We start from the raw sequence: 26,043 nt of genomic DNA, 5'->3' as shown, positions 1-26,043 counted from the left end.
GAACCAGCCCGGGAGCCACCGCGCCGGGACGGAAGGGGCCGGGAACACCACCGCACCGTGACGGAACCAGCCCGGGAGCCACCGCGCCGGGACGGAAGGGGCCGGGAGCACCGCCGCGCCGTGCCCGGTGGTCAGCCGTCGGTGGGCGCCTTCTGGGGGAAGGCGCACCCGTCGGCCGTGTCGCACGGTGGCCGGGTCACTCGTCGGTCGCCGCCGCGGGCAGCGCGGCGGCGGCCCGCACCCAGCCCCGGGAGCCGCGGGCGAGCAGCCAGGCGGTGGTCTCCTCCGGCGGCATCGCGGCCGCGACGAGCCAGCCCTGTACGGCGTCGCAGCCCAGGTCGCGCAGGCGCTCCCAGGTCTCGTCGTCCTCCACTCCCTCGGCGACGACGAGCAGGCCGAGGGAGTGCGCGAGGTCGACGGTGCAGCGCACGATCGCGGCGTCCTCCGTGTCGACGGCCAGCCGGGCCACGAACGACCGGTCGATCTTGAGCTCGCTGACCGGGAGCTTGCGCAGGTGGACAAGGGACGAGTAGCCGGTGCCGAAGTCGTCCAGGGACATCTTCACGCCGTGCCCGGTCAGCGCGTTGAGGGTGTCGGCGGCGCGCTGCGGGTCCTCCAGGAGGACGTGCTCGGTGATCTCCAGTTGGAGTGCTCCCGCCGGGACGCCGTGCCGGGCCAGCCGGGCGGCCACCGCGCCCGCGAAGCCGGGGGTGTGCACGTCACGCGGGGAGACGTTGACCGCGACCGGCACGAAGAGCCCCTGGGAGCGCCACCGGGCGACCTGGCCGAGCGCCGTCTCCAGCACGTACTCCGTCAGGTGGGGCATCAGCCCCGAGGACTCGGCGATCGCTATGAACTCGTCCGGCGGCACCTTGCCGCGCTCGGGGTGCACCCACCGCACCAGGGCCTCCAGGCCCGCGACCTGTCCGTCGAAGCGGACCTTGGGCTGGTAGTGCAACTGGACCTCGTGGGCGTCCAGGGCCCGGCGCAGATCGCCCAGCAGCCCGAGCCGGTCCGGGGTGTTGGAGTCCCGCTTGGACTCGTAGACCTCCACGCCCGTACGGTCCCGCTTCGCCTGGTACATCGCCACGTCCGCCCGGCGCAGCAGGCCTTCGGCGTCCAGCGCGTGGTCGGGGAAGACGGCGACCCCGGCGCTGGCCTCCAGGACGAGGGTGAGTCCGTCCAGGTCCAGCGGGGAGCTGAGCGCGGTGACGAGGCCCCGGGCGACCCGGGTCGCCGACGTGGTGGAGTCGGCGACGGGAAGTAAGACGGCGAACTCGTCGCCACCGAGGCGGGCGGCCTCCGCCCCGCGCGGCAGGGCCAGCCGCAGCCGGTCGGCGGTCTGCAGCAGCAGCCGGTCGCCGGCCAGGTGCCCGAGGGTGTCGTTGACCGACCGGAAGCGGTCGAGGTCGATGATCATCAGAGCGGCTCGGGCGCCGCTGCGCTCGGCGTCGTCCAGCGCGGTCCAGGTCCGCTCCAGCAGCCACTGGCGGTTGGGCAGTCCGGTGAGCGGGTCGCGCAGCTGCTCCTCCGCCCGGGCGCGGGCGATCCACAGCGTGGAGTCGAGGGCGATCAGCGGTATGGCGAACAGCGGCAGCAGCAGCGGCTTGGCGACGGCGACCACGCACACCAGCGGCGCGATGCCGAGCAGCGCGACGGCGAGCAGGCCCTGTCTGACCAGGGCGGTGCGGGCGACCGTGGGCAGGCCGGCGCGCGGCGTCTGCAGGTACCACAGCAGGGCGCGGGTGACGGCGAGGTAGGCGACGGCCACGAGCACCACCTTGGGTGCCGCGTCCATCCCCCAGGTGTTCGGGTCCCAGGGGTCCTCCACGGACGGCACGGAGCCGCAGACGCCCAGCAGCAGGGCGCCCGCGGCTATGCCGAGGATGTCCACCGCGCCGTGCAGGACTCCCTGCCGCCAGCGGCCCCGGCGGGCCACGCCGACCAGGACGACGACGGTGAGGCTGACCATGCCGGCCGGAATCCAGCCGTACAGCAGCAGGACGGCCAGGGTGAGGGCGGCGCCCGAGCCGGTGCCGCCCCACCAGCGGGAGCGGCCGAGCATGACCAGGTGGCCGACGACGATGCCGGTCAGCACGGCCAGGGCCCAGCCGGTGGTGCCGGACGGGAAGAGGGCCTGGCCGTCGGTGAACGCCCGGTAGAAACCGGCGCCCAGCACGAAGCCGGCGGCCGCGACGATCGCCGAGGGCAACGCGGGCCAGGACGGGTGCCGTTCGCCGTCGGTGCCGGGAAGTCCGGAGGCGTGGCCGACGGCCCGCGGCGCCGAGCCGCGGGCTTTCACCGCGGAACGCGGCACGCCACCACCGCGCTGCCCGGGCCGCCGGCTCACGTGCCACGTCGCCACCAGACGACGCACGCGCGGCCGTGAGCCCGCGGCGGCGCTCTCGGTCGGTTCCATTTCCGTCCCTCTCACCAGCCGGCGGTGCCCACGCCACGCGGCCCGCCTCGACCACCCTCGATGACTCCGCGTTGGAGAACTCTTCCCCCTGTCCCTCGGGGCAGGGAGATGCCCCCAACCGCAGCTGGGCACGGCAGGCGCACACCTCAACACTAGGCCGCGGAAGGCTTCCACGGGCAGCTGTCGTCGACGGTTGCCCGAATGCGACCCGGGCTCCCGTATGCATCTGGTATGCGCCGATCGGGTGGCCTTCAACCGCTATTCCTCGGCCGAAAGCGCTACGTCGGCCGCCGCCTCGGCCCCCTGCTCGAGCAGAACGGTGAAACCGTCCTCGTTGAGCACCGGCACCTTGAGTTGCATCGCCTTGTCGTACTTCGACCCGGGGTTGTCACCGACCACGACGAACGAGGTCTTCTTGGACACCGATCCGGTCACCTTCGCGCCCTTGCTCTGCAGGGCGTCCTTGGCCGCGTCCCGGGTGAAGTTCTCCAGGGTGCCGGTGACGACGACGGTGAGTCCTTCGAGCGGGCGCGGGCCCTCGTCCTCCCCCGTCGACCGGTCCTCCAGCGGAACCCCGGCCGCCTTCCACTTGCGGACGATCTCGCGGTGCCACTCCTCGGCGAACCACTCCTTGAGGGCGGTGGCGATGATCGGGCCGACGCCGTCGGTGTTCGCCAACTCCTTCTCGGTGGCCTGCTCGATGCGGTCGAGCGAGCGGAACTCGCGGGCCAGGGCCTGCGCGGCGACGGGTCCGACGTGCCGGATGGAGAGACCGTTGAGGAAGCGGGCGAGCGGGCGGGTCTTGGCCTCCTCGATGTGCTTCAGCAGCGCGAGGGTGTTCTTCTTCGGCGCGCCCTCCTTGTTGGCGAAGACCGTGGCGATCTTCTCCTCGCCGGTCTTGGGGTCGCGCTTGGGCAGCCCGCTGTCCGGGTCGAGGACGTACGCCTTGATGGGCAGCAGCTTCTCGACGGTGAGGTCGAAGAGGTCGCCCTCGTCCACCAGCGGCGGGTCGGCCGGCTCCAGCGGCCCGGTGAGCGCGGCCGCCACGACGCCGCCGAAGTGCTCGATGTCCAGGCACTCCCGGCCGGCGAGGTAGGCGACGCGCTCCCTCAACTGCGCGGGGCAGGTACGGGCGTTGGGGCAACGCAGGTCGATGTCGCCCTCCTTCATGGCCCGCAGCGGCGTCCCGCACTCGGGGCACTCGGCCGGCATCACGAACTCCCGCTCGCTGCCGTCCCTGAGGTCGGCGACCGGTCCGCGGATCTCGGGGATCACGTCACCGGCCTTGCGCAGCACCACGGTGTCGCCGATGAGCACGCCCTTGGCCTTGACGACCTCCTGGTTGTGCAGCGTGGCGAACTCCACCTCGCTGCCGGCCACCGTGACCGGCTCGACCTGCGCGTAGGGCGTGACGCGGCCGGTGCGGCCGACGCCCACCTTGATGTCGACGAGCTTGGTGTTGACCTCCTCCGGCGCGTACTTGTAGGCGATGGCCCAGCGGGGCGCCCGTGCGGTGGAGCCGAGCCGTCCCTGGAGGCGGATCTCGTCGAGCTTGACGACGACACCGTCGATCTCGTGCGCCACCGAGTGGCGGTTCTCGCCGTAGTACGCGATGAACTCGCGTACGCCGTCGAGGCCGTCGACCACCCTGTTGTGCGGGGAGGTGGGCAGGCCCCAGCTCTTCAGCAGGTCGTAGGCCTGGGAGAGACGGGTCATGCCCGAGAAGCCCTCCAGGACGCCGATGCCGTGGACCACCATGTGCAGCGGGCGGCCGGCCGTGACGCGCGGGTCCTTCTGGCGCAGCGAACCGGCCGCCGCGTTACGCGGGTTGGCGAAGGGCTTGTCACCGGCCGCGTTCAACCGGGCGTTGAGCTCCTGGAACTTCTCCATCGGGAAGTAGACCTCGCCGCGGATCTCCACGAGGTCGGGGACCTCGTCCCCCTCGAGGCGCTCCGGGATCTCGGCGATGGTGCGGACGTTGGGCGTGATGTCCTCGCCGGTGCGGCCGTCGCCGCGGGTGGCCGCGCGGGTGAGGCGGCCGCGCTCGTAGGTGAGGTTGACGGCGAGTCCGTCGACCTTCAGCTCGCACAGGAAGTGGTACTTCTGCTCGCCCAGCTCCTTGGCGATGCGCTCGGTCCACGCGGCGAGTTCGTCGTCGTTGAAGGTGTTGTCCAGGGAGAGCATGCGCGAGCGGTGCTCGACGGCCGTGAACTCGGTCTCGTAGGAGCCGGCGACCTTCTGGGTCGGGGAATCCGGGGTGCGCAGCGCCGGATACTCCTCCTCCAACTGCTCGAGGGAACGCAGCAGCCGGTCGAACTCCGCGTCGCTGACGACGGGGGCGTCCTTCACGTAGTACCGGAAGCGGTGCTCCTCGATCTGCTCAGCGAGCTGCACGTGCTTCTCGCGCGCCTCGGCGGGCACACTCGTCGTCTCCGCTTGCTTGTCGCCGGCCACCGTGTGGTCCTCCCGTTACTCTGGGTTGTCCGCGAGGGATCTCGCCGCCCGGACGCAGTGGGCGAGCGCCCGGCGGGCGTACTCCGGGGAGGCGCCCGCGAGTCCGCACGACGGGGTGACGGTGACCGCCTCCGCGAGAAGCCCCGGATGCAGCCCCAGCCTGCGCCACAGCGTCCTGACACCCATGACGCTACCGGCAGGGTCTGACAACGGGCCGTCCGTGCCGGGCACGACGCCGGCGAACAGCCGGGTGCCGCCCTCCACCGCCTCACCGATCGCGTCGTCATCACGCTCGGTGAGGAGCGAGAAGTCGAAGGAGACGCCCGCGACACCCGCCCGGCGCAGCAGGGCGAACGGCACGTCCGGGGCGCACGAGTGCACCACGACGGGGCCGTCGCCGTGCACCCCGGCGACGTCGCGGAGGGCGGCCTCGACGACCTGGCGGTCGACGGCCCGGTGGGTGCGGTAGCCGCTGGCGCTGCGCACCTGGCCGCGCAGGACGGCGGTGAGGGACGGCTCGTCCAGCTGGAGCACGGGCCGCGCGCCGGGCACCCGGCGCCGGACCTCCGCCAGGTGCAGGCGCAGCCCCTCGGTGAGCGAGGCGGCGAGGTCGCGGCAGGCGCCGGCGTCGGAGAGGACCGCCTCGCCGTTCCTGAGCTCCAGGGCGGCGGCCAGCGTCCAGGGGCCGACGGCCTGGACCTTCAGCGGCCCCTCGTAGCCCTGGGTGAACTCCTCCAGTGCGTCGAGGTCCTCCCCCAGCCAGGCCCGCGCCCTTTTGGTGTCCCGGCCCGGCCGGTCGCCGAGCCGCCAGCCGCTGGGCTCCACGCGCGCGTACAGCTCGACGAGCATCCCGGCGGTGCGACCGATCATGTCGGCGCCGGGCCCGCGGGCGGGCAGCTCGGGCAGGAAGGGGAAGTCCTCGAAGGTGCCGGTGGCGGTCTTGACGGCCTCGCGCGCGTCGTCCCCCGGCAGGGAGCCGACGCCGGTGGCGGGGCCGAGGTGGAGGTTGTCGTTCACAAGGGGAAGCGTACGCAGGGGCGGCCGGGACGGGTTCCCGCCCCCGGCCGCCCCTTCCCGTCCCGTCCCGTCTCCGAGGGTGCGCCGCCCCGGGCCTCCGCTTTCGGCCTGGACGGCTCGCCCTCGGACGCCGGACGGCCCGGAAGCTCAGCCGCCCGTCACCTGCCCGGGCGCACCGTCAGGTCGTTGACCTCCGCGTCCCGCGGCAGATCCAGGGCCATCAGGATCGTCGTGGCCACCGACTCGGGGTCGATCCACCGCGCGGGGTCGTACTCCTTGCCCTCCTGCTGGTGGACCTTGGCCTGCATGGGGCTGGCGGTGCGGCCGGGGTAGACGGAGGTGACGCGGACGCCGTTCGCGTGCTCCTCCTGGCGCAGGGAGTCGGCGAGGGCCTTCAGGCCGTGCTTGGAGGCCGCGTACGCGGACCAGTCGGCGTGGGCGCTGAGGCCGGCGCCGGAGTTGACGAAGACCACGTGGCCCTGGGCGACGCGCAACTGGGGCAGGAAGAGCCGGGTCAGCTCGGCGGGGGCGACCAGGTTGACGTTGAGCTGGTTGCGCCAGGTCTTCGGGGTGAGGTCGCCGACCGGGCCGAGGTCGACCACACCGGCGATGTGCAGCAGCGAGTCCACGCGGTCGGGCAGCGTCTGGTGCGAGAAGGCCCAGGAGAGCTTGTCCGGGTCCGCCAGGTCGCCGACCAGCGTCCTGGCGCCGGGGAACGCGGCCGCCAGTTCCTTCGCGCGGCCCGCGTCGCGCGCGTGCAGCACGACCTCGTCGCCGCGCTCGTGCAGGAGGCGGGTCACGGCCGCGCCGATGCCGGAGCCCGCTCCGGTGATCACATGTGTAGCCATGCCCGCCATGCTCGCATCACCGCAGGCTCACTCGGTGCCCCGGCTCTCCTCCAGATAGGCCAGTGCCCCGACCGGCTCCTCGGCGAAGAACACCAGCTCGGTGAGGGGGCGGGGCAGGAATCCCTCGTCCTCCATGCGGCGGAACTGCTCCCTGAGGCCGTCGTAGAAGCCCGCCGTGTTGAGCAGGACGACCGGCTTGTCGGTGTGCCCGTGCTTCTTCAGCTCCAGGATCTCCGTCGCCTCGTCCAGCGTGCCGGTGCCTCCCACCATGATCACCACGGCGTCGGCCTTCTCCAGCAGCAGCCGTTTGCGCTCGGCGAGGTCACGCGCGATCACCATCTCGTCGGCACCCTCGCGCGCCTTGGCCGCCAGGAAGTCCACCGAGACCCCGAGAAGCCGCCCTCCCGCCTCGTGCACGCCGTCGGCGACCACCTTCATCAGCCCAGTGTCCGAGCCGCCCCAGACGAGCGTGTGCCCGCCCTTGCCGAGCAGCGTGGCGAACTCCTTCGCGGGACGCGTGTAGCGCTCGTCGAGGTCGGCGGCGGAGAGGAAGACGCAGATGTTCATGGCCTCCACCGTACGGCCGGGCCCGGAGGGGAAGAACCCGGCCTCCGGGAACGCTGTAGGGACGTGACGCAGACCACTGCCACCAGGAGGACGACCGTGACCAAGGGACTCAAGGGACACGTCATCACCGTCGAGCCGAGCGACCGGCACGTGCGCGTGGTGCACGGCGAGCAGGTGCTGGCGGAGAGCGACGGGGCGTTGGTGCTGCACGAGACGGGCTGTCCCGACCGGTACTACATCCCGGCCGAGGACGTGCGCCTCGACCTGCTGACGCCGTCCGACACGACCACCCACTGCCCCTTCAAGGGCGACGCGTCCTACTGGTCGCTGCCGGACGCGGCGGACCTGGTCTGGGCGTACCCGGACCCGAAGCCGGAGGTCGCGGAGATCAAGGACCACTTCTGTTTCTACGAAGTCGAGGTGTCCTGAGCGGTGATTCACGTGCGGTGAGGCAGTCTGCTCAGGCATGGAGAAGACGACTGTTTCGCGTGACGGCACCCGCATCGCCTACGCACGCTCCGGGCGGGGACCGGCGGTCGTGCTCGTCAGCGGCGCCATGTCGACCGGTGCCACGACGGCCCCGCTCGCCGCCGAGCTGTCGGGCCGTTTCGACGTCACCGTGTACGACCGCCGGGGGCGCGGCGAGAGCGGCGAAACGGCGCCCTACGCGGTGGAACGCGAGATCGAGGACCTGGCGGCGCTGATCGAGGCGGTGGGCGGCGACGCGTCGCTGTACGGCATGTCCTCGGGCGGCGCGCTGGTGCTCCGGGCGGCGGCGAGCGGGGTGCCGGTACGCCGGGTCGCCGTGTACGAGGTGCCGTACGCCGTGGACGACGCCGCCGCGCGGGCCGCGGCCGAGTACACCGAGCGGCTGGCCGAGGCGCTGGGGCAGGGCCGGCGCGGGGACGCGGTGGAGCTGTTCCTGCGGCACACGGGGCTGGGCGAGGAGATGATCCGTGGTGCCCGGCAGTCCCCCATGTGGGCCGGGATGGAGTCGCTGGCGCCGAGTCTGGCGTACGACGACGCCGTGCTGGGCGACAGCCGGGTGCCCACGTCCGCGATCGCCTCGATCAGCGCTCCCCTGCTGGTCCTCGCGGGCGGCGCGAGCGACGCGTGGTGGCACGAGGTCGCCCGTGCGATCGCGCAGGCGGCCCCGGACGGCACCTACGGCTCCGTGGACCGGCAGACCCACATGGTGGAGCCGGGCGTACTGGCGCCGGTGCTGGTGGAGTTCCTCGCGGTCTGAACCGGCGCCGTCGGGGGCGCCGTCGAGGTCACTCCCGTGTGTCCGGGCGGCCGGCTCAGGCCGCTCCGGCCGTCGCGCGCGTGGTGGACGCGATCGTCGCCGAGCCCACCACGCGGGTGCCGTCGTACAGCACGATCGCCTGGCCGGGGCGACGCCGCGGACCGGCTCGGTGAAGGTCACCTCCAGGACGGCTGGAGCGGTCGTGCAGCCTTGCTCGCCTTCGGACCTCCAGCGGCGGACCCACTTGTGGGCCGTGACGCGGGAGATGCCCATCTCGGCCGCGACGTGCGCGACGGGGCGGCCGGTGCGGACACGCTCGATGAGCAGCCGCCTGCCGCCTAGCTAGTGCCTTGGCGAGGAGACAGCTCCCCGCCACAGTCGGGGCTCCTCCTGCGCGAACTGCCGTTCGCGCAGGTCGGCGTCGGGCAGCGCGAGCCGGACGGCCCCTCGGAAAGCCGCTCCGTGGCCGGGGTGCTTGAGGTGGCAGAGCTCATGGATCAGGACGAGGTCCACCAGGGCGACCGGCAGCTGTATCACCGCCCAGTGCACGGTGATCGCGCCCTCAGGGGAACAGGCACCCCAGCGACGGCCGAGGTCCCGCACCTCGATGCCGGCCGGATCACGCACTCCGGCCAGTGAGGCCAGCGGCGGCAGCCGGGCAGCGAGCCAGCGCTCCCCGCGGCTGCTGTACCACTCGACAAGGGGCCCGGCATCGGCGGCGGCCGACCGCGATCGGGGCAGCTCCAGCCATCCCTGTCGCAGCCGTACGTGACTGCCGGCGTCGTCGGGAGTGAGCTTGAGCCGGTATCGGCGGCCCAGGTAGGCGAAGCCTTCGCCGCCGATCAGGTCCTTGACCGGTTCGGCCGCCCGCAGGTCCTGACGGCGGCGGACCTCGGCAGCGAGACGCGGCATGCGGCTTCGCACCGCGTCGGCGATCTTTTCGGGATCCGCGTCTGCGGGGATCGCGAAGAGCAAGCGGCCGTCCTCGGCGATCTCGATGCCGAGGGTGCGGCGCCGGGGCCGCACGACGACATCCCACCGCCACGCCCTGGGCACGGGGAGATCGGCGATGGCCTGTTCGACGACGGTGCTCACCTGCTCTTCCTACCATCCGGCAACGACATCACCCTGCCTGGCAGCCATCGGCGGTCACCTGCGGTCACCGGGTCAGGTGTCCCCGCCGTCCGCCTCGTCGCGCGGCCGGTATCCGAGGAAGTACTCGTGCCTCTCCACAGCCAGCTCCGTCAGATGGCTCGCGAGGTCGCCGATGTCGTCCCAGTCCATGGCGAGCCAGGTTTCCAGGTGCTCATACAGTTCGTTGCGCATGCGGTTGCGGGCGGCGATCTGCGTGTGTATCTGCGGCCGCCGGACGAGCACCGACATCTCCATGGTGAGGCCGCGGGCCGCCCGGATCAGATCGGTGCCCGGCGGCCACGGTTCCCGCACGGCGCCTTCGGCGTGCTGCTGGAGCAGTCCGAGGACCAGCCGCTCGGTCCGGGAGTCGAGGCCGTCGTCGTTCTCCGGCTCCCGCTCCGCCACGGCCACGTCCCCGACCAGACGCGCCAGGTCGGCCGCGGCCTGCTCGAAGTCGTCCCGCATCCGCGCGATGATCTCTTCGAGCCGGAGACTGAACCGCTGGTAGCCCGCCCGGTCGCCGCCGATCTTCGCGGTGATGCGCAGCTTCAGCGAGCCCGTCATGTACGAGCACCGCGCCCGGGGGTCGGCATTCGCGTCGACCCGTTCCATGAACTCCGGGTCGGTGAGTTCGACGGGTGGGATCCGCTGCCGGATCCCGGTGGTCTCGATGTGCTGCGAGATGAGCCGGCGCACCTTGGCCCCGTAGCGGCGCGGGCTGAACTGTTCGCGGCCGTCGAGGTAACGGCGTCTGGCCATGTACTGCAGTGTGCCCAACTGGCCCGCCAGCTCGCGGTACTTCAGAGCTTCCGGGTCCGGCAGGACCGCGTTGAGCGCCGTCAGGAAATCACGGACGCGTTCGTCGAACTCACCCCGCAGCAAGGGATCGTCCAGGCGTTCACCAAGGAAGTCCTCCCACTGGGACTCGTCGCCGGGGTCGGTGACGTTCTGCCCGGCCAGGAAACGGGTGACCTTCGCCCCGAGGTCTTCCAGGAGGGCCTTGGCGGCGGCGTCGGACCGCAGCAGCAGTCCGTCCCGGTCCGGCCCTCGGCCGTCGGGCTGCGGTCCCTCGTAGTCCGGCCGGAGGTGGTCCACGGATACGTTCCGGTAGCCGAGGACGTGCCGCAGGTGCTCCTGGTCGTAGGAGGCGAGTGAGCGGGCCAGTTCGGGACCGATGCCGACGTAGTCGACGACCTGGCCCCACTTCTTGGCCGGGTAGGGCCGGTTGGTGCGGGCCACAGCCTGCAGCAGTCCCGCGCCGGACAACTTGCAGTCCAGGTAGAGGACCTGCTCGACGGGTGCGTCGAAGCCGGTGAGCAGCATCGACTGGACCACCAGGAAGGCCATGGTCTCCGGTGACGCGCCGCCCTCCGTGTCCGGCGGCGCGGGTGGTCCGCTGTCCGCGGGCAGGTCGAGATCGACGTTCCACACCTGGCCACCGCTCGCCGGGGTGCCGACGCCGGACGGCTGGAGCCCGTGCGTCCTGACGTTCCATGCCGGGTCGGCCGTGATGTCGCGCGGAGGCAGCCCGTTCTTGAAGCGTTCGATGTGCGCGTCCTGGTGGCTCTTGGTGATCCACGGCCGCCACTCCTCCGGATCGCTGCCGCCCTGGCCCGCCGGGGAGATGACGACGGCCGCTTCGAGCGTTCTCAGTACCTCGCGGTCCGGCAGGAGCATGAGGAGCGCCCGCTCCTCGTCGGAGGCGTAGCGCACGGCCATGGGGTCGGCGGTCAGGGCCGGGTCGAGCGCGTCCAGGCGGGCGACCAGCCGGTCGCGGGCGGCGAGCAGCGCGGTGTGGTAGCGGACGGCGGCGAGCCGGGAGACGGTGGCGATCTGCGCCCCGAAGCGGTCGGGCAACGCGGTGCGGGCCCAGTGGTCGAGCATGTGCTCGGCCTTGGCCTCGATCACCGATGGGGCTTCCAGAATCTCCTTGCGGCGGCCGAACTTGCGCAGCACCTTGGCCCGCAGCTTTGGATCGGACGGCACCTTCTCGTCGAACCGGGCGTCGAGGGCGGCCTGTTCGATGACATCGAGCGGTACGGCGTACGCCTCGTAGCGGACGGGCACGACGGACCGGTCGAGTTCGGCGTCGCGCAGGGTGTAGGTGTCGGCGTACGGGCCGAAGATCTCCTCGCTGCGTTTGCGGTTGCTGCTGATCACCGGGGTGCCGGTGAAGCCGACGAACGCGGCGCGCGGCAGCATGGCCCGCCAGCGGGCGTGCTGCCACTTGTCCTGGCCCCGGTGGGCCTCGTCGACGAGGACGACGACGTGGTGGTGGGGATTGGCGACCCGGTTCTGTACGTATCCCTCGTCCCCGCCACCGTCCTCGTCATCGTCATCGTCATCGTCCGGGACTGTGTCGGGCAGTGACTCCTCCCGGCCGTCGTACGCGGTGTCGTCGCGCTGCGCCTTCTGCAGGGTGACGAGGACGACGTCCCCGACGTCCACCTCCAGGTACTTCCTGGCCCGCTTGACGCCCGGCGCGCGGTGCACCTTCTCCTCGGTGGCGGCGAGGCTCGCCCGGATCTGCTTCTCCAGGTCGAGGCGGTCGGTGACCACGACCACCTTGTGCGACTTCAGAGCGGGACGACTACGCAGGTGCCGAACCAGGAACGCCATGGTCAGGCTCTTGCCGGAGCCCTGGGTGTGCCAGACGACACCGCCCCGGTGGCTGACGGCCAGTCCGGCCGCCGCCTTCCGGTCCCGCTCCTCCAGCTTCCGCGTGAGTGCCTTCACCGCCTTGAACTGCTGGTGGCGGCCGACCAGTTTGACCGTACGGTGACCGCTGCCGAGCCGAGTGGTGAAGTCCCGGACCAGGTCGAGGAGATGGGCAGGGCGCAGCATCCCTGCGACGAGGATCTCCTGGTCGGTGAGGGCCGCCGACGCGGGCTTGCGCACCTCCTCGCGTACGCGGTCCTCGCTCACGGGCGCGACCGTGCGCCAGGGGGCGAAGTGCCGGGGTTCGGCGGTGACCGTGCCGGTCTCGGCGTGGTCGCGGTCGGTGGCGACAAGGACCTGCGCGAAACGGACGAACTCGGGAACGGCGGCCGGGGAGTTGACACCCGCGTACCGAAGGACCTGGTCGACGGCGTCGTCCAGGGCGGCCCGAACGTCTCCCTGAGGGCCGGACACCACGGGCGCCTTGCACTCGATCACCACCCAGGGCAGCCCGTTCACGAACAGCACGAGGTCGGGCGTGACGGGAGCGGCGCCCTTCCGCTCGACCCGGAACTGAGAGACGAGGAGCAGGTCGTTTCCGCCGCCGGGAGTGTCCGGCTGCTCCCCGAACTCACCGTCCCAGTCGACGAGTCGTACGTGTTCGGGGTCGCCCTTCGTCCAGCCCGGCAGGGTGCGGGCGTTGCGGCCCTTGCGCAGGAGGTCGGTCACCTCCAGGTTCCCGGCGACACCGCGCTCCTTCGGGCCCTGGCCCGGCGCGGTGCCCTGGACCAGGGCGAGGAGGTGGTCGAGCTGCGCGTCGCTCAGCCAGGGTTTCCCGTCCGACGGCCTCGGGTTGATCCTGGCCACGGCGGCCTTGAACCGGTCCGCGTACACGACGGTCTCGAAGCTCGTACGGTCCGAGGCGCCCGGCGCGGTGGCGGGCCCGGCGCTCGGTCCGCCCCGGAGATGGGTCCAGCCCATCACCGTCAGCTGCTCGATCAGCGGCCGCTCGGTCCTGACGTACTCCGGCTGCTCCGCCACGCGCCTGCCCTCCCTGGCCACCGGCCTCGCTCCCCGCCCTCCGGTACAGGACGGGTGATCGAAACTCTATCGGCGGCCGGAGAGCGTGGCGCGGGATGCGCGCGGATCAGGCGGCGAGCACGGGTGAGGGTGGCCGGAAATCACCTGCTCCTTACTCAGAGGCGCGTGGTGTCCAGGACGATCCCGAAGGGCTCGGGCAGGGTGACCGGGGTACCGAAGGGGTGAGGGCCGTCGGCCTTGGTGTAGCCGAGTCCGCCCGGCTCGGAGAAGAGGGTGACTTCGCGGTTCTGCCGGTCGACCTGTAGGTACAGCGGAGCGCCGTACTCGGCGTAGCGCTTGCGCTTGGTGACGCGGTCCGTGTCGCCGTTGGACTTCGAGGTGACCTCGACCGCCAGAAGCGTCAGGTCCGGGGTGACAACGATGTTGTCGTCCTGCGCGAGTTCCTCGGGGACGACGGCGATGTCCGGGACGTACCAGTTGGGCGAGCCGGGGAGGTCGATGTCCCCGGAACCCTCGACGCAGCCGAGTTCGTCGACGCGGTCCTCGATCTGCCGGCGAATGACCCGTGTGGCGCGTTCGTGGTCCCAAGTCGGCGGCACGGGTTGGATGATCCCTTCGATGATCTGTACGCGGCTGCCGGCCATGTACCTGATGGCGTGCTTCAGGGCCCGCTCGTGATCGATGTCCGCGTACCTGTCGTCGGGCTGCGGGTGGGTGCTCATGGCGTCGTCGCCTTCTCTCGCGGAACGGCGTGATCGGTGTACCACGGGCGCTGTGAGTCCTGAACCGGGATGCCAGCGGTGTTCCCCATACGGGTGATGAACACTGCCGGCGTCGACCGCGGGAGGTACGGCACCGGGTGCGCGGATCAGGCCGCGAGTGCCGGGGACGGCGACCGGAAATCACCGCCAAGGGCAAGCTCGAACCAGATGGTCCTGCCACCCGGCCCGCCATTCGGCCCGTCGACGGACCCGCAGCCGCCCCACCGGTCGGCGAGACTCTCGACGATCGGCAGCCCACGACCACAGGGAGCGGCGGGATCGGGCATCGCCGCGCCCGGCGCGAACGGAGGCAGATCCGGACTCGCGTCCCACACGCTCACCCGCAGCACGGGGCACAGCCACTGCATCCGGACGATGACCGGGCCCTTGGTGTGCCGCACGGAGTTGGTGGCGAGTTCGCAGGTCAACAGCTCGGCTCGTTCCGCGATCTCACCGATCCCGTGCGCGTGGAGTACGGCACGGAGGGTGCCCCGGACGATCCGGGGGCCGCGTGGGTCGCAGGGGAAGTGGATCTCGTACACCCAGGGGGCGGTGAACGGGATAGGGGCGGGGTGGTCGCCGTAGCTGACGTCGTAATCGACGCCGTAACTGACGGGGTGGGCCGGTTTGTTGCTCGGTTCAGTGCTCTGTTCGTTGCTGCTCACGAGGGTCTACCTCCGTGGTGCGGAACGGGTTCTTTGGTGCGCCTGTCTGCGAACTGCCGGACGGCGGTGGCAGTGCCGGGACCCTGCCTTCCGGAGAGCAGGGGGCCGGTGCGCTTCCGCGGGGCGGCGAGTGCCGGGGCGGTGCGATTAACAAGGTACTGCGAGACCACATAACGTTGCTATGTGGTTACACAGAAGAGTTAACATTTGGATTCTGGTAGACCGTGAGTAATCGACTCGGCACACTGTGCGCGAGCACTAGGAGAGGCCTCATGTCACCCCGGCAGACCCCGACCATCCTTCAACGCAGGTTCGGCACCGAGCTGCGACGGCTCCGCGAGGCGGCAGGTATGTCCGCGCCAACAGCCGCCGGACTGCTCGGCACGGACCGCACGGTCATCTCGAACGTCGAGGCCGGCCGCTTCGGCATCAGCGAAGAACGCCTGCGCCGCCTCGCCAGCATCTACGAGTGCGACGACACCGACCTCGTCAACGCCTTGGCAAACCTGACCGGCGGTCGTAAGACCGGCTGGTGGGAGGAGTACCGAGGCAAGATCCCGCCTGGCTTCCTGGACGTGTCCGCGCTGGAGGATTACGCCGTCGGCTTGCGAACGGTGCAGATCGCGCACCTGCCCGGCCTGTTCCATACCGAAGAACACGCACGTGCCATCTTCGAGTTGTTCTTCCCTCCACTCGCCCGCCTGGAGATCGAGCTGCGCGTGGCACACCGCCTGGCGCGCCAAACCGTGGTGACCGGTGACTCCCCTATCTCCTACTCGGGTGTCATCCACGAAGCGGCCCTGCGCATGCAACTCGGCGGTAGCCATGTGGCCAAAGCCCAGCTCCAGCACTTGTTGGAGGCCAGCGAACGCCCCAATGTCACGCTGCGCGTGGTTCCCTTCGAAGCAGGCGGCTTCCCCCTGCTCGGGGACTCCTCCGTGCTGTACGCCGAAGCGCCCAATCCCCATCTGGACACGGTGCACATGGACTCCCCCGCAGAGCCCGTGTTCATCGACTCGCCAACCCAACTGGCCAACTTCCGAACCCGGCTGGACATGGCGGAGAAGGTGGCGTTGACTCCCCCCAAGTCCAGGGACTTCGTCCGCAAGATCGCAAGAGAGCTGTAAGGGGTGTCTCACGTGCCCGGCCCGCAGTGGTTGAAGTCGTCATACTCCGACTCCGGTGGCAACAACTGCGTCGAGGTCGCGCCGGTGCGGGCAGGAGTTGCCGTGCGGGACAGCAAACGCCCGGCGAACGTGTTCGTCACGGGCCGGGCGTCATTCGGTGCGTTGATAGAAGGCCTCAGGTCCGGTTCACTCGGGACCGGCCACTGAGCAGGTCCTCTACTACGGCCCGTTGCGTGACACGAAGCTTGGCGAGGAGTACTCGTACAGTGGCGGACCGCTGGTCTACCGACGTGACTGCGTCGACCGCCTTCCGCTGCTCTGCAATCGTCGGCAGGGGGATTCTCAGCGATTCCACTGTGCCCGCACTGATCTTGACCATGCTCTCACTGGTTCCTCGCGCTCCTGCCTGCACATCACGTCGGACGCGTGAAGAACCAAGTACCAGCTCCAGGTACGCGGTGAGGCATCGGCCCTCGTCCGGCCTCAATCGCATCATGAGGTCCGGATAGCTGCACGGCTGACCGACATCCCTGAAACGGGCGGCGAGACCCACGAGTTCACGGGTGTTGGCCCGGCTCATCAGCAAGTCTCCGTCAGCCAGACGGAACCGCTCGGCGAGCGGCGACTTCGGGATCCGCTTCAACTGGCGAGGAACGAACCCATCGTTGGTCAGGCAGCCGAGCCCCAGAACGAGCATCCCGGTCCACTCATGGACCTCGGACGCCGAATAACCGTTCTTCGGGCTCTCAGTGAGGAGGTCGCCAAGTCGCGCATCAGGCCCTGTGGCCCGTTCGTCAACGATCCCTCTCCGAAGCGTGGCCAGCTTCGCCAGCTCCCGCTCCAACGCCCCGATCCGCCGCTCGAACGCCTCGTGCGCGGCGACGATGTCGCGTTGTTCGGGCAGCGGAAGTCGCGGAATCTTCAGGGTTCGTACGTCGTCCTGCGTGATGTTGTTCTGGCCTGTTCCACCATTCAGCAGGTTTCCAATCTGCCTCCGCACTCCCGGAGTACCGAGCAGGATTGCCAGATAGACGGGGTCAACCGCTGTCCGGTCAGGAGCGAGTCGCAGCACTTTGTCCGACAACATGAGCCTCGGACGGGTCGCAGTGACGTAGCACGAAACTCCCACCAGAGACCGGGCGCCATTGGCCCGCGCAAGCAGGACGTCGCCTCTCTTGATCTCCAGCTCCGGGCGCTGAACCTGCCCCATCGGCAGGCGCTTGGCCTCGCCGTCGATGAACCGGCCCGAGGTAACCGCGCTGACCTTTACAACACCCCATTCATCGAGGCCAGGCTGCTCAGCGTCGCATGCAGGGCTCCACCCGGATTCGATGCCGGCCAGCAGCGACCCCAGAAGGGCCCATCCATCAGCGCCCATAACCCAGCACCCCCAGCCACTCCCCAAGCCCCTTCGCCGCGTCGTCGCTGGCGTCTTCTAGGTCCGTCAGCGACACCTCGTACTTCTCTGCCCAACGTCGGAAAGAAGCGACGATGTCGCGGCGGCCCGCTGCCAACGCCGCGTTCAGGCGGTCGGACAGGTCGCGTCGCAGAACCGCGAGGACAACCTCCTCCGGACCGCCCACCTCGGACAGCTTCCGCTTAGCCGCCTGCTTCAACTCCGGCAGGAAGCTGTCGTCCAGCGCCTTGCGCTTCTTGCGCGCCGCCGTCAGGGCCTTCTTGGCCGCTGTCAACGCCGTTTTCAGGGCGGCGAGCTCCTCCGGGGCGACCGGCTCCGCCGGTTCACCGGACGCGGACTCGGACTCGTCGTCCGTGCCCGCATCCGTCACCTCCGCCCTCGCCTCAGCCGCCGTCTTCGCCGCGGCCTCCGCCTCCGCGACAGCCTTGTCGGCCGCCTTGACCGCCTCCAGGAACTCCGGGATCAGCTCCCGGACGACCGGCTGGTCGAGGGCCCTGCGGCGCTCGGCCGGGGAGACCGACGCGCGCTTCCCGTCATCCGCGTCGCCACCGGGGACCGCCGGGTCGACGATCGCCTCGACGGAGTCGACCCAGCCTTCCAGGACCCGCTCGAAGCCGCCCGCCGCGAGGGCCTTCATGTCGTAGCGGTTCTCCGTCCACCAGGCGGCGATGATGCCGGCGGTCGTGAACTCGTCGAGGACCCCGGCTCCGCCGACCGCGGAAGTGAACCCGTCGAGAAGCCCGCTGCGCAGGTCCATCAGTTTCCGGTCCGCCGCGAGCTGCGCGAAGAGCCCGGAGTACTTCGACCACCACCCGTCGAACGTCTCGCGCAGCTCCGACTCCCGCGCGTACGTCAGTCGCGGAATACGGGCGGCCGTGGCCTCCGCGCCCTCCGGCAGGAAGTCGTAGTACTCGCCTGAGCCCTCCCGGCGCGTGAACAGCGAACCCGCGTCGACCCCGTACGCCTCGAACAGCCCCTCCTTCGCCGCAACCTCGGCGACCGGCACGCCCCCGTACAGATGCGCCCGCACGTCCTGCGGCTCTGCGGGCGGCGAGTTGTCCACCCAGCGGCGGATGTTGAAGTTCGCCTCGGGGACGCCCTTCGCGTCGGGGGCGAGGAGCTCGTCGCGGTGGACCTCGCGCGAGTAGCCGTCGATGAGGCGCCATTCGCGGAAGACCGTCACGATCTTCTCGACGTGCTCGGGGCCGAGCTCGTTCTGGTTGCGTCCGGGAGTGAAATCCCGGTCGGCGTTGATGAAGAGGACCTTCTCCAGACGCTTCGGGTCGGTCTTCCCGTGCGGGGGCCGCAGGATCAGGATGCAGGCCGGGACGCCCGCGCCGTAGAACAGGTTCGGGCCGAGGCCGATGACAGCCTCCACGCAGTCCGCACGGAGCATCCCGATGCGGATCTCGCGTTCCTTGCCGCCCCGGAAGAGCACCCCGTACGGCATGACGACGGCCGCTCGCCCGCCGTCCTCCTCCAGGACGGACACCATGTGCTGGACGAACATCAGGTCGGCCTTCTTGCCGCTCCCGGGTGTCCAGCCCCAGTGCATCCGCTTGCCGTGGTCCTCGTCGGCCTTGGCGACGGCGTCCTCGTCGTAGGGAAGCGAGAACGGAGGGTTGGACAGGATCGCCGAGAACTTGAGCAGCCGCCCGTCGTTCTTGTCGAGGTGGAGCGGCTCGGCGAGGGTGTCGCCGTGCTGGAGGTCGAAGGTGTGGATGCCGTGCAGGACCATGTTCATGCTGGCCATGGACCAGGACGGGCCGTTCTTGTCCTGCCCGTTGACCGACAGTTCCTCAGGGTCGCCGCCGTGTTCCTCGACGTGCTCGCGGGCCGCGATCAACATGCCGCCGGAGCCCGCGCACGGGTCGTACACCGACTCCCCGGGCTGCGGGTCGACCAGGCGCACCATCATCCGCACCACCGAACGCGGCGTGTAGAACTCGCCGCCGCGCTGGCCGGCCGAGTCCGCGAACCGGCCGAGAAGGTACTCGTAGGCCGCGCCCAGCATGTCGGGGAACTCGAAGTCCTCGTTGCGCAGCCGGTAGAGGCTGAAGTGCCGGATCAGCGAACGGAGCTCGGGGTCGGTGAAGCGCGGCTTGGTGCCGACCACCTCGTTGAAGCTGATGTGCGAGGCGATGCCCGCGAGCAGGTCGTTGCCCTCCTGCAGCGCCACCAAGGCCTCGTCGAGGCCCTGGCCGACCTTCTCGGTCAGGGCCATGATGCCGGGCGCCGGGGTCTGCGGCCTCTCCAGGTCGTGGTGTGGTCCACGCCACCAGCGGGCCCGCGGCGGCACGTAGAAGACGCGGGGGTAGGCGGCCGGGTTGTTCGCCTTGGCCAATGCCCTCGCCTCGTCGCCGCCGGTCTGCGCGAGCCGCTCGTCGTACACCCGCTTCCACTCCGGCTCGAACTCGTCCGAGGCCCGCTTCAGGAAGAGCATCCCGAAGATGAAGTCGCGGTACTCGGAGGCGTCCATCCGGCCGCGCAGGATGTCGGCGGCCGAGAAGAGATGGCGCTCGAGCTCGGGCAGGGTGATTCTGGCCACGCGCGGATCCTTCGTACGGAAATGGAGGTGCTACGGAAGGTTAGACGGCCCGCCGGTGTAGGAGCTAACCCGCGCGGAACCCGGACATCCGCCGCTGTACACCCCGGGGCGCGGCCGTCGCTCAGACCTCGACGATGCCCAGGCTGACCAGGAGTCGCCACACGTCCGTGGACGGGTCGCGGCTCAGGACATCGCAGTCCTTGGCGTGCCCTGAGCGGGCGGCCCGTTCCTTCGCCGAGCGACCGTACTCCGGAGCCTCGAACGTGGCGTTGGCGGGCTTGCACGAACCGTGCTCGCACTGACCGACCAGGGCTCGCGCGTGCTGCACCGCCGTCTTCTCCTTGCCCTTCAGCGCCTTGGTACGGGCAGCGTCAAGGCTCTTGTCGGGCTTGTCGAACCGCTTGTACGCGGGGGCAGCCTTGCGCAGCTTCTCCAGGACGTGCGTGTTCTTCGCCGCGCCCTGGGCGCCGCCGAACGGCTGGAAGTGCAGCAGCAGCCACAGTTCGAAGGAGGGGTGGGAGAAGCAGACCTCGGTGTCCGAGTCCGCTGCGGCCTCGAAGGCCTCCGGGATGTCGTGGTGGCTGTCCCGGTCGAAGAGCACCCAGGTCTCGTCCTCGCCCTGGGCGGCCTCGACCACCGCTTTGACGGTACGGGACGGGATCAGGCCGTCGGTCTTGCGGACCGGCTTGATGGTGAAGGCCGGCCGGCCGGTCTCGCTGTCGCCGCTCCCGTACTCCTTGTTGAGGTAGCGCAGGTAGTCGTACTCGGTCACCTCGCCTTCGCATCCCACGTACAGCACCCGCTCGCGACGTGAGTACTGCGACGGAGGCGCCTGCGGCGGCATCACCGTGCTGGCCGCGTCCTTCTTCGACCTGCGTCTGCTGCTCATGCTCCGTGCCCACCCCGCTCGCTCACGCCGTCGCTGCCGCCTTCTCCTCCAGCCAGGACACCTCACGGGCGATCTCGCCCGGAGTCACCCGGGGCACCCCTCCGTACCGGCCACGCAGATAGCCGCGCTCCAGGTCCTCGCCGGCCTCCGGGTGTGCGGCGACCAGCGGATACAGCTCGGTCGCGCCGGACTTCGTCTTCGCGGTGAGCCATACCTGGTCGCGGCCGAGCGGACGGTCCAGCACGGCGTTGCCGAGCAGCGTGGCGTCATGGGTGGTAAAGATCAGCTGGGCACCCTTGGCATTGGCCTTACGGTCCTGGAAGAGGCGGACGACCTCGGCGGCCAGCGTGGGATGGAGACTGGAGTCGAGCTCGTCGACCAGCAGCGTCGTCCCGTTGTCGAGGACGGTGAGCATCGGGCCGAGGAAGGCGAACCACGCGTGTGTGCCGAAGCTCTCCTCGGTGAGGAAGTCGAGCGGCACCGCTTCCGCCCCCTCCGTCCGGTGCCGAAGGGAGACCGTACCGGTGTCCGGATCGAGATCGAAGCCGGTGACTCCGAGGTCGGCGGCGGCCAGGAGCTGGACGAGTCGTTCGCGGTAGCCGGTGTCGTCGCGGAGTTCGGTGAGACGGCGCTTGGTCCAGTCGGTGCGGTGGCTGATGTCCTCCCCCGGGGTCATCAACCACAGGTTGTTCAGGAACCAGCGGTGCAGGGCGGACAGCTGAGGGTCGTTGAGGGTGGCCGCGGTGGAGAGGAAGAGGGCGTTCGGCCGGGTGAGCGCGACCATGTCGTGGCTGCGTCCGGTGAATGCCGGGCTCTCGAAGAGGTACTCGTCGCCGTCCTCCGCCGGGCGGTCCGCCTCCCTGTCGAACCACACCTCCCGGATGCCGTCCGGGTAGGCGTGCAGCCATTCGGCCTCCACCCGGTCGTCGGAGAGTTCGAAGCCGTAGGTGTAGCGGACGGGTGTGCGGGCGCCAAGGACCAGATCGACCTCGAAGAGGGTGGTCTCCTCGGCGCCGGCCGCGTCCAGCTTGAAGGGCTGCCGGTGAGGTACCCCGGGATACTTGGCCCAGTCCGCGAAGGAGGTACGTACCGCCTCCCGCATGGCGTGGAACGCGCTGAGCATGTTGCTCTTGCCGGAAGCGTTCGCACCGAAGAGCCCGGCCACGGGCAGCACCGGCACCTGCCCGCCATCGACCTGCGCGATCCCGCTGTCCCGCGCAATGCTGTCGGGACTGTCAGCACCGCCCGCAGCGACAAGTGTCAGCTCGGCCTCGTCCCGGATCGAGCGGTGATTCGCCACTCGAAAGCGCAGAAGCACCGTCCACCTCCCGAAGGGGCGGGGAGGCCCCGCCACCGGCTCACACTGCGCGGGCCTTCCGCGACGGCCAGCCTATGCCCGGGTGGTCGGACCGTGCCAGCCGCTGCGAGCCCTCGGTGATCAGACCGTGGCAGCTTCCCGGCGAGCCGTGGTGGCGATCGTCGCCGAGCCCACCACGCGGGTGCCGTCGTACAGCACGATCGCCTGGCCGGGGGCGACGCCGCGCACCGGCTCGGTGAACGACACCTCCAGGACGCCGTCGACCAGCTCCGCCCGCACCTCGGTCTCGCCGCCGTGGGCGCGGAGCTGCGCGGTGTAGGTGCCGGGGCCGGTGGGGGCGGCGCCGCACCAGCGGGGCTTGATCGCGCGGAGGGCGTCGACGTCGAGCGCCTCGGCCGGGCCGACCGTCACGGTGTTGTCCACCGGGGAGATGTCCAGGACGTAGCGCGGCTTGCCGTCGGGGGCCGGGGTGCCGATGCGCAGGCCCTTGCGCTGGCCGATGGTGAAGCCGTAGGCGCCCTCGTGGGTGCCGAGCTTGGTGCCGGTCTCGTCGACGATGTCGCCCTCGGCCCGGCCCAGCCGGTTCGCCAGGAAGCCCTGGGTGTCGCCGTCGGCGATGAAGCAGATGTCGTGCGAGTCGGGCTTCTTGGCCACCGCGAGGCCCCTGCGCTCGGCCTCCGCGCGGATCTCGTCCTTGGTGGTGACCGTGTCGCCGAGCGGGAACATGGCGTGCGCGAGCTGCCGGTCGTCGAGCACGCCGAGGACGTACGACTGGTCCTTCGCCATGTCGGACGCGCGGTGCAGTTCGCGGGTGCCGTCCTCCTTGAGGATCACCTTCGCGTAGTGACCGGTGCAGACCGCGTCGAAGCCCAGGGCCAGCGCCTTGTCCAGCAGCGCGGCGAACTTGATCTTCTCGTTGCAGCGCAGGCAGGGGTTCGGGGTGCGGCCGGCCTCGTACTCGGCGACGAAGTCCTCGACGACGTCCTCCCGGAAGCGGTCGGCGAGGTCCCACACGTAGAAGGGGATGCCGATGACGTCCGCGGCGCGGCGGGCGTCCCTCGAGTCCTCGATGGTGCAACAGCCCCGCGCGCCCGTGCGGAAGGATTGCGGGTTCGCGGAGAGCGCGAGGTGGACGCCGGTCACGTCGTGCCCCGCCTCGGCCGCGCGGGCGGCGGCGACGGCGGAGTCGACTCCGCCCGACATGGCGGCGAGGACGCGGAGGGGCCGGGTGGGCTGCGGGATGTGAGTCATAACCCTTCCAGAGTACGGGGAGCCGGGAACCGGAGCCCGCGAGTATGCGTTGAAGATCGCATGGGGGCGAAGCAGGAATCCACGAGCGGATCCAAGGACGCGGACCGGCGCCTCGGGCGGCGGGCGCTGCTCGTCGGCGGCACGGCCGCGGCCGTGGGCACGGCGGTGCTGGCGCGCGACGAGCTGGCCCGCCTGTGGTGGCGTGCGCCCGGCGTGGAGAAGCCGCGGGAACAGGGGGCGGTCGACTACACCGGAGCCCGGTGGGTGGCGGCGTCGGACGCGAACTGGCGGCGGGCGGACCGGCCCGACGACTTCGGCATCGACATGGTGGTCGTCCATGTCACGCAGGGCAGTTTCGCGAGCGCGGTGCGGGCGTTCCAGGACCCGGGGCACAAGGCGGCCGCGCACTACATCGTCGGGCAGGACGGGCGCGTCACCCAGATGATCCGGGAGCTGGACGTGGCGTACCACGCGGGCAACCGCGACTACAACGAGCGCAGTGTCGGCATCGAGCACGAGGGGTTCGTGGACCGGCCGCAGGACTTCACCGGCGAGATGTACGCGGCCTCGGCGCGGCTGACGGCGGGGATCTGCGCGCGGTACGAGATACCCGTCGACCGCGAGCACATCATCGGCCACGTGGAGGTGCCGGGCACCGACCACACCGACCCGGGGCCGCACTGGGACTGGGACCGGTACATGAAGCTGGTGCGACGGGCGGCCACGAGCGGGCCGCCCTCCGGCGGACCCACGGGCCCGACGCCGAGCGGGACCGGCGTCTGAGACAGAGCTGGGGCCTGAGACAGGGCCTTCAGGTCAGCCCCGCCGCCCGCGCCCGTTCCACTGCCGGGCCGATCGCCTTGGCCAGGGCTTTCACGTCGGCGTCCGTGGAGGTGTGTCCCAGGGAGAAGCGCAGGGTGCCGCGGGCCAGGTCGGGGGCGGTGCCGGTGGCCAGCAGGACGTGGCTGGGCTGGGCGACGCCCGCGGTGCAGGCGGAGCCGGTGGAGCACTCGATGCCCTGGGCGTCGAGCAGGAGGAGGAGGGAGTCGCCCTCGCAGCCGGGGAAGGTGAAGTGGGCGTTGGCCGGGAGGCGGCCCTCCGGTGCCGGGTCCCCGCCGAGGATCGCGTCCGGGACCGCCGTACGGACCGCGTCGACCAGGTCGTCGCGCAGCGCGCCGATCTCGCGGGCGAACCACTCGCGCTGCTCGGCGGCGAGGCGGCCGGCGACCGCGAAGGACGCGACGGCGGGGACGTCGAGGGTGCCGGAGCGGACGTGGCGCTCCTGGCCGCCGCCGTGCAGGACGGGCACCGGGGTGTACTCGCGGCCGAGGAGCAGCGCGCCGATACCGTAGGGGCCGCCGATCTTGTGGCTGGAAACCGTCATCGCGGCGAGCCCGGAGGCGGCGAAGTCGACGGGGAGCTGGCCGACGGCCTGGACGGCGTCGGCGTGCAGGGGGATACCGAACTCGGCGGCCACGTCGGCGAGTTCACGGACCGGCATGACCGTGCCGATCTCGTTGTTGGCCCACATGACGGTGGCGAGGGCCACGTCGGCGGGGTCTCGGGCGATGGCCTCGCGCAGCGCCTCGGGGTGGACGCGACCGTGGGCGTCGACCGGCAGGTACTCGACGGTCGCGCCCTCGTGCTCGCCGAGCCAGTGGACGGCGTCGAGGACCGCGTGGTGTTCGACGGGGCTGGCCAGGACCCGGGTACGGGCCGGGTCGGCGTCGCGGCGGGCCCAGTACAGGCCTTTGACGGCGAGGTTGTCGGCCTCGGTACCGCCGGAGGTGAACACCACCTCGCTGGGGCGGGCGCCGAGGGCCTCGGCGAGGGTCTCGCGGGCCTCCTCGACGGTGCGCCGTGCGCGACGGCCGGCCGCGTGGAGGGAGGAGGCGTTGCCGGTGGCGCCCAGGTGCGCGGTGAGTGCCTCGACCGCCTCGGGGAGCATCGGGGTGGTCGCGGCGTGGTCGAGGTAAGCCATGGTGAGGCCGATTCTACGGGGCGGGCCCGCCCGGACTCAGGTCAAGGTTGGCCTCTTGCGCGCGCGCCGCGCGGAGGGTGCGCGGGGCCCGGTGGCTCAAAGGCTCCAGGACATCGTGTTGTCCATGGCCATGAACGCGGCGAGGACGAGCAGGTCGGCGACGCCCAGACCGAGGCCGAGGAGTGCCCTGCCACGGCGGGCGGTGCCGCGCCACAGGGCGACGCCGGCCAGGGCGATGGCGACGGGGCCCAGGAAGACGTTGAGGACGAGCAGGCCGAGCAGGCCGAGGACGAAGGAGGCGACGGCCATTCCGTCGGCGTCCCGGATGCCGGTCCGGCGGGTGGTGGCCGGTGCGGTGAGCTGCATGATGTTCTCCCTACCGTGCGTCAGTGGGCGGTGGCCCGTGCGTCAGTGGGCGGAGGCCGCAGGCCAGTGGGCGGAGGCCGCGCGTCAGTGGGCGGAGGTGCTCCGCCCGCGGCCGTGGCGCTCGCGGATCGCGAAGATGCCGAGCCAGACGGCGATGACCAGGCCGATCGCGACGGAGAAGGTGAGCGGCGCGTGGGCGACGGTGCCCAGCACCACGCCGAAGAGCAGAAGTGCGGCGACGAGAAACAGCACGGAGCGGATCTCCCAACCTTCGGTGAACGGTTGTAGTTACAGTTGTTCACTGACTTTCCAGCCTAACGCGCCTCGCGGCTTTCC

22 protein-coding genes and 2 pseudogenes are annotated in these 26,043 nt (G+C 70.9%); 5 read left to right on the top strand and 19 right to left on the bottom strand.

The genetic code is table 11. From position 1 onward, the window contains the following. Positions 1-196: 196 nt before the first annotated feature. The 5 genes from RM812_RS04075 to RM812_RS04055 all read right to left on the bottom strand — a co-directional run bounded on the left by RM812_RS04075 (position 197) and on the right by RM812_RS04055 (position 7,305). Entirely contained in the window at positions 197-2,419 is a 2,223-nt protein-coding gene (locus RM812_RS04075) for a putative bifunctional diguanylate cyclase/phosphodiesterase (RefSeq protein WP_311571005.1), read from the bottom strand. 258 nt (positions 2,420-2,677) lie between these two features. Continuing rightward, a complete protein-coding gene (ligA, locus tag RM812_RS04070) occupies positions 2,678-4,873 on the bottom strand; it encodes an NAD-dependent DNA ligase LigA (protein WP_311571004.1) in 2,196 nt (731 codons plus the stop codon). Positions 4,874-4,888: 15 nt separating this feature from the next. Next, entirely contained in the window at positions 4,889-5,890 is a 1,002-nt protein-coding gene (locus tag RM812_RS04065; protein ID WP_311571003.1) for a methionine synthase, read from the bottom strand. Positions 5,891-6,048: 158 nt separating this feature from the next. Next, positions 6,049-6,747, bottom strand: a complete 699-nt coding sequence (locus RM812_RS04060) for an SDR family oxidoreductase (RefSeq protein WP_311571002.1) — start codon at positions 6,745-6,747, stop codon at positions 6,049-6,051. A gap of 18 nt (positions 6,748-6,765) precedes the next feature. Continuing rightward, the gene (locus tag RM812_RS04055; RefSeq protein WP_311571001.1) at positions 6,766-7,305 is read right to left on the bottom strand and encodes an LOG family protein; all 540 of its coding nucleotides are present in this window, start codon (positions 7,303-7,305) and stop codon (positions 6,766-6,768) included. Between the two features lie 96 nt (positions 7,306-7,401). On the opposite strand from RM812_RS04055, the gene RM812_RS04050 reads away from it, so the two are divergent. Further along, on the top strand, positions 7,402-7,734 hold the full coding sequence (locus tag RM812_RS04050; protein WP_311571000.1) for a DUF427 domain-containing protein: 333 nt from the start codon (positions 7,402-7,404) through the stop codon (positions 7,732-7,734). A 37-nt stretch (positions 7,735-7,771) separates the two neighbouring features. Next, positions 7,772-8,551, top strand: coding sequence for an alpha/beta fold hydrolase (locus RM812_RS04045; RefSeq protein ID WP_311570999.1), 780 nt, complete (start codon positions 7,772-7,774; stop codon positions 8,549-8,551). 55 nt (positions 8,552-8,606) lie between these two features. Here RM812_RS04045 and RM812_RS04040 read toward each other — a convergent pair. From RM812_RS04040 to RM812_RS04015, 6 genes and pseudogenes are all read right to left on the bottom strand, one after another. After that, a pseudogene (locus tag RM812_RS04040) lies at positions 8,607-8,737 on the bottom strand (aminomethyltransferase beta-barrel domain-containing protein); the annotation flags it as partial. Then, a pseudogene (locus RM812_RS04035) lies at positions 8,718-8,878 on the bottom strand (helix-turn-helix domain-containing protein); the annotation flags it as partial. The pseudogenes RM812_RS04040 and RM812_RS04035, both read right to left, overlap by 20 nt. Before the next feature lie 15 nt (positions 8,879-8,893). Further along, positions 8,894-9,646, bottom strand: a complete 753-nt coding sequence (locus RM812_RS04030; protein WP_311570998.1) for a M48 family metallopeptidase — start codon at positions 9,644-9,646, stop codon at positions 8,894-8,896. A gap of 72 nt (positions 9,647-9,718) precedes the next feature. After that, the gene (locus RM812_RS04025; protein ID WP_311570997.1) at positions 9,719-13,384 is read right to left on the bottom strand and encodes a type I restriction endonuclease subunit R; all 3,666 of its coding nucleotides are present in this window, start codon (positions 13,382-13,384) and stop codon (positions 9,719-9,721) included. Between the two features lie 155 nt (positions 13,385-13,539). Next, positions 13,540-14,106 (bottom strand): Uma2 family endonuclease, encoded by a 567-nt coding sequence (locus tag RM812_RS04020; RefSeq protein WP_311570996.1) that lies wholly within the window; start codon positions 14,104-14,106, stop codon positions 13,540-13,542. 146 nt (positions 14,107-14,252) lie between these two features. Beyond that, positions 14,253-14,810, bottom strand: coding sequence for an ATP-binding protein (locus tag RM812_RS04015; RefSeq protein WP_311570995.1), 558 nt, complete (start codon positions 14,808-14,810; stop codon positions 14,253-14,255). A gap of 272 nt (positions 14,811-15,082) precedes the next feature. Between RM812_RS04015 and RM812_RS04010 the strand changes: the two genes are divergently transcribed. Beyond that, entirely contained in the window at positions 15,083-15,937 is an 855-nt protein-coding gene (locus RM812_RS04010) for a helix-turn-helix domain-containing protein (RefSeq protein WP_311570994.1), read from the top strand. Between the two features lie 3 nt (positions 15,938-15,940). Further along, entirely contained in the window at positions 15,941-16,144 is a 204-nt protein-coding gene (locus tag RM812_RS04005; RefSeq protein WP_311570993.1) for a DUF397 domain-containing protein, read from the top strand. On the opposite strand, the gene RM812_RS04000 is transcribed toward RM812_RS04005, so the two are convergent. The 5 genes from RM812_RS04000 to mnmA all read right to left on the bottom strand — a co-directional run bounded on the left by RM812_RS04000 (position 16,113) and on the right by mnmA (position 23,360). After that, positions 16,113-17,315: a restriction endonuclease subunit S gene (locus tag RM812_RS04000; RefSeq protein ID WP_311570992.1), complete on the bottom strand. Its 1,203-nt coding sequence runs from the start codon at positions 17,313-17,315 to the stop codon at positions 16,113-16,115. The two genes, RM812_RS04005 and RM812_RS04000, sit on opposite strands and share 32 nt — an antisense overlap. Beyond that, complete coding sequence (locus tag RM812_RS03995) at positions 17,305-19,902, bottom strand: type I restriction-modification system subunit M (RefSeq protein ID WP_311570991.1); 2,598 nt, start codon at positions 19,900-19,902, stop codon at positions 17,305-17,307. The genes RM812_RS04000 and RM812_RS03995 overlap by 11 nt, the downstream gene beginning before the upstream one ends. Before the next feature lie 121 nt (positions 19,903-20,023). After that, positions 20,024-20,791 carry an RloB family protein gene (locus RM812_RS03990; RefSeq protein ID WP_311570990.1) on the bottom strand — a complete coding sequence of 256 codons (768 nt, stop codon included), beginning with the start codon at positions 20,789-20,791 and terminating at the stop codon, positions 20,024-20,026. A 22-nt stretch (positions 20,792-20,813) separates the two neighbouring features. Continuing rightward, complete coding sequence (locus RM812_RS03985) at positions 20,814-22,109, bottom strand: AAA family ATPase (protein WP_311570989.1); 1,296 nt, start codon at positions 22,107-22,109, stop codon at positions 20,814-20,816. A gap of 120 nt (positions 22,110-22,229) precedes the next feature. Further along, complete coding sequence (gene mnmA, locus RM812_RS03980; RefSeq protein ID WP_311570988.1) at positions 22,230-23,360, bottom strand: tRNA 2-thiouridine(34) synthase MnmA; 1,131 nt, start codon at positions 23,358-23,360, stop codon at positions 22,230-22,232. A 60-nt stretch (positions 23,361-23,420) separates the two neighbouring features. Between mnmA and RM812_RS03975 the strand changes: the two genes are divergently transcribed. Then, a complete protein-coding gene (locus RM812_RS03975) occupies positions 23,421-24,143 on the top strand; it encodes an N-acetylmuramoyl-L-alanine amidase (protein ID WP_311570987.1) in 723 nt (240 codons plus the stop codon). 28 nt (positions 24,144-24,171) lie between these two features. Here the strand turns inward: RM812_RS03975 and RM812_RS03970 are convergent, their stop codons facing one another. From RM812_RS03970 to RM812_RS03960, 3 genes are all read right to left on the bottom strand, one after another. Then, positions 24,172-25,341 (bottom strand): cysteine desulfurase family protein, encoded by a 1,170-nt coding sequence (locus RM812_RS03970; RefSeq protein WP_311570986.1) that lies wholly within the window; start codon positions 25,339-25,341, stop codon positions 24,172-24,174. A gap of 96 nt (positions 25,342-25,437) precedes the next feature. Beyond that, positions 25,438-25,707 (bottom strand): DUF4190 domain-containing protein, encoded by a 270-nt coding sequence (locus RM812_RS03965; protein ID WP_311570985.1) that lies wholly within the window; start codon positions 25,705-25,707, stop codon positions 25,438-25,440. Positions 25,708-25,791: 84 nt separating this feature from the next. Beyond that, complete coding sequence (locus tag RM812_RS03960) at positions 25,792-25,959, bottom strand: hypothetical protein (protein ID WP_311570984.1); 168 nt, start codon at positions 25,957-25,959, stop codon at positions 25,792-25,794. Positions 25,960-26,043: the final 84 nt, after the last annotated feature.

Source organism: Streptomyces lancefieldiae (assembly GCF_031845825.1).
Taxonomy (GTDB): Bacteria; Actinomycetota; Actinomycetes; order Streptomycetales; family Streptomycetaceae; genus Streptomyces; species Streptomyces lancefieldiae.
This window is presented reverse-complemented; position numbering and strand designations above follow the sequence as displayed.

Bases quoted from the DNA above. Each gene is read 5' to 3' on its own strand.
- RM812_RS04075 (WP_311571005.1), bottom strand. From the start codon at position 2,419: ATGGAACCGACCGAGAGCGCCGCCGCGGGCTCACGGCCGCGCGTGCGT.
- RM812_RS04060 (WP_311571002.1), bottom strand. From the start codon at position 6,747: ATGGCGGGCATGGCTACACATGTGATCACCGGAGCGGGCTCCGGCATC.
- RM812_RS04055 (WP_311571001.1), bottom strand. From the start codon at position 7,305: ATGAACATCTGCGTCTTCCTCTCCGCCGCCGACCTCGACGAGCGCTAC.
- RM812_RS04045 (WP_311570999.1), top strand. From the start codon at position 7,772: ATGGAGAAGACGACTGTTTCGCGTGACGGCACCCGCATCGCCTACGCA.
- RM812_RS04020 (WP_311570996.1), bottom strand. From the start codon at position 14,106: ATGAGCACCCACCCGCAGCCCGACGACAGGTACGCGGACATCGATCAC.
- RM812_RS04010 (WP_311570994.1), top strand. From the start codon at position 15,083: ATGTCACCCCGGCAGACCCCGACCATCCTTCAACGCAGGTTCGGCACC.
- RM812_RS04000 (WP_311570992.1), bottom strand. From the start codon at position 17,315: ATGGGCGCTGATGGATGGGCCCTTCTGGGGTCGCTGCTGGCCGGCATC.
- RM812_RS03990 (WP_311570990.1), bottom strand. From the start codon at position 20,791: ATGAGCAGCAGACGCAGGTCGAAGAAGGACGCGGCCAGCACGGTGATG.
- mnmA (WP_311570988.1), bottom strand. From the start codon at position 23,360: ATGACTCACATCCCGCAGCCCACCCGGCCCCTCCGCGTCCTCGCCGCC.
- RM812_RS03975 (WP_311570987.1), top strand. From the start codon at position 23,421: ATGGGGGCGAAGCAGGAATCCACGAGCGGATCCAAGGACGCGGACCGG.
- RM812_RS03970 (WP_311570986.1), bottom strand. From the start codon at position 25,341: ATGGCTTACCTCGACCACGCCGCGACCACCCCGATGCTCCCCGAGGCG.
- RM812_RS03965 (WP_311570985.1), bottom strand. From the start codon at position 25,707: ATGCAGCTCACCGCACCGGCCACCACCCGCCGGACCGGCATCCGGGAC.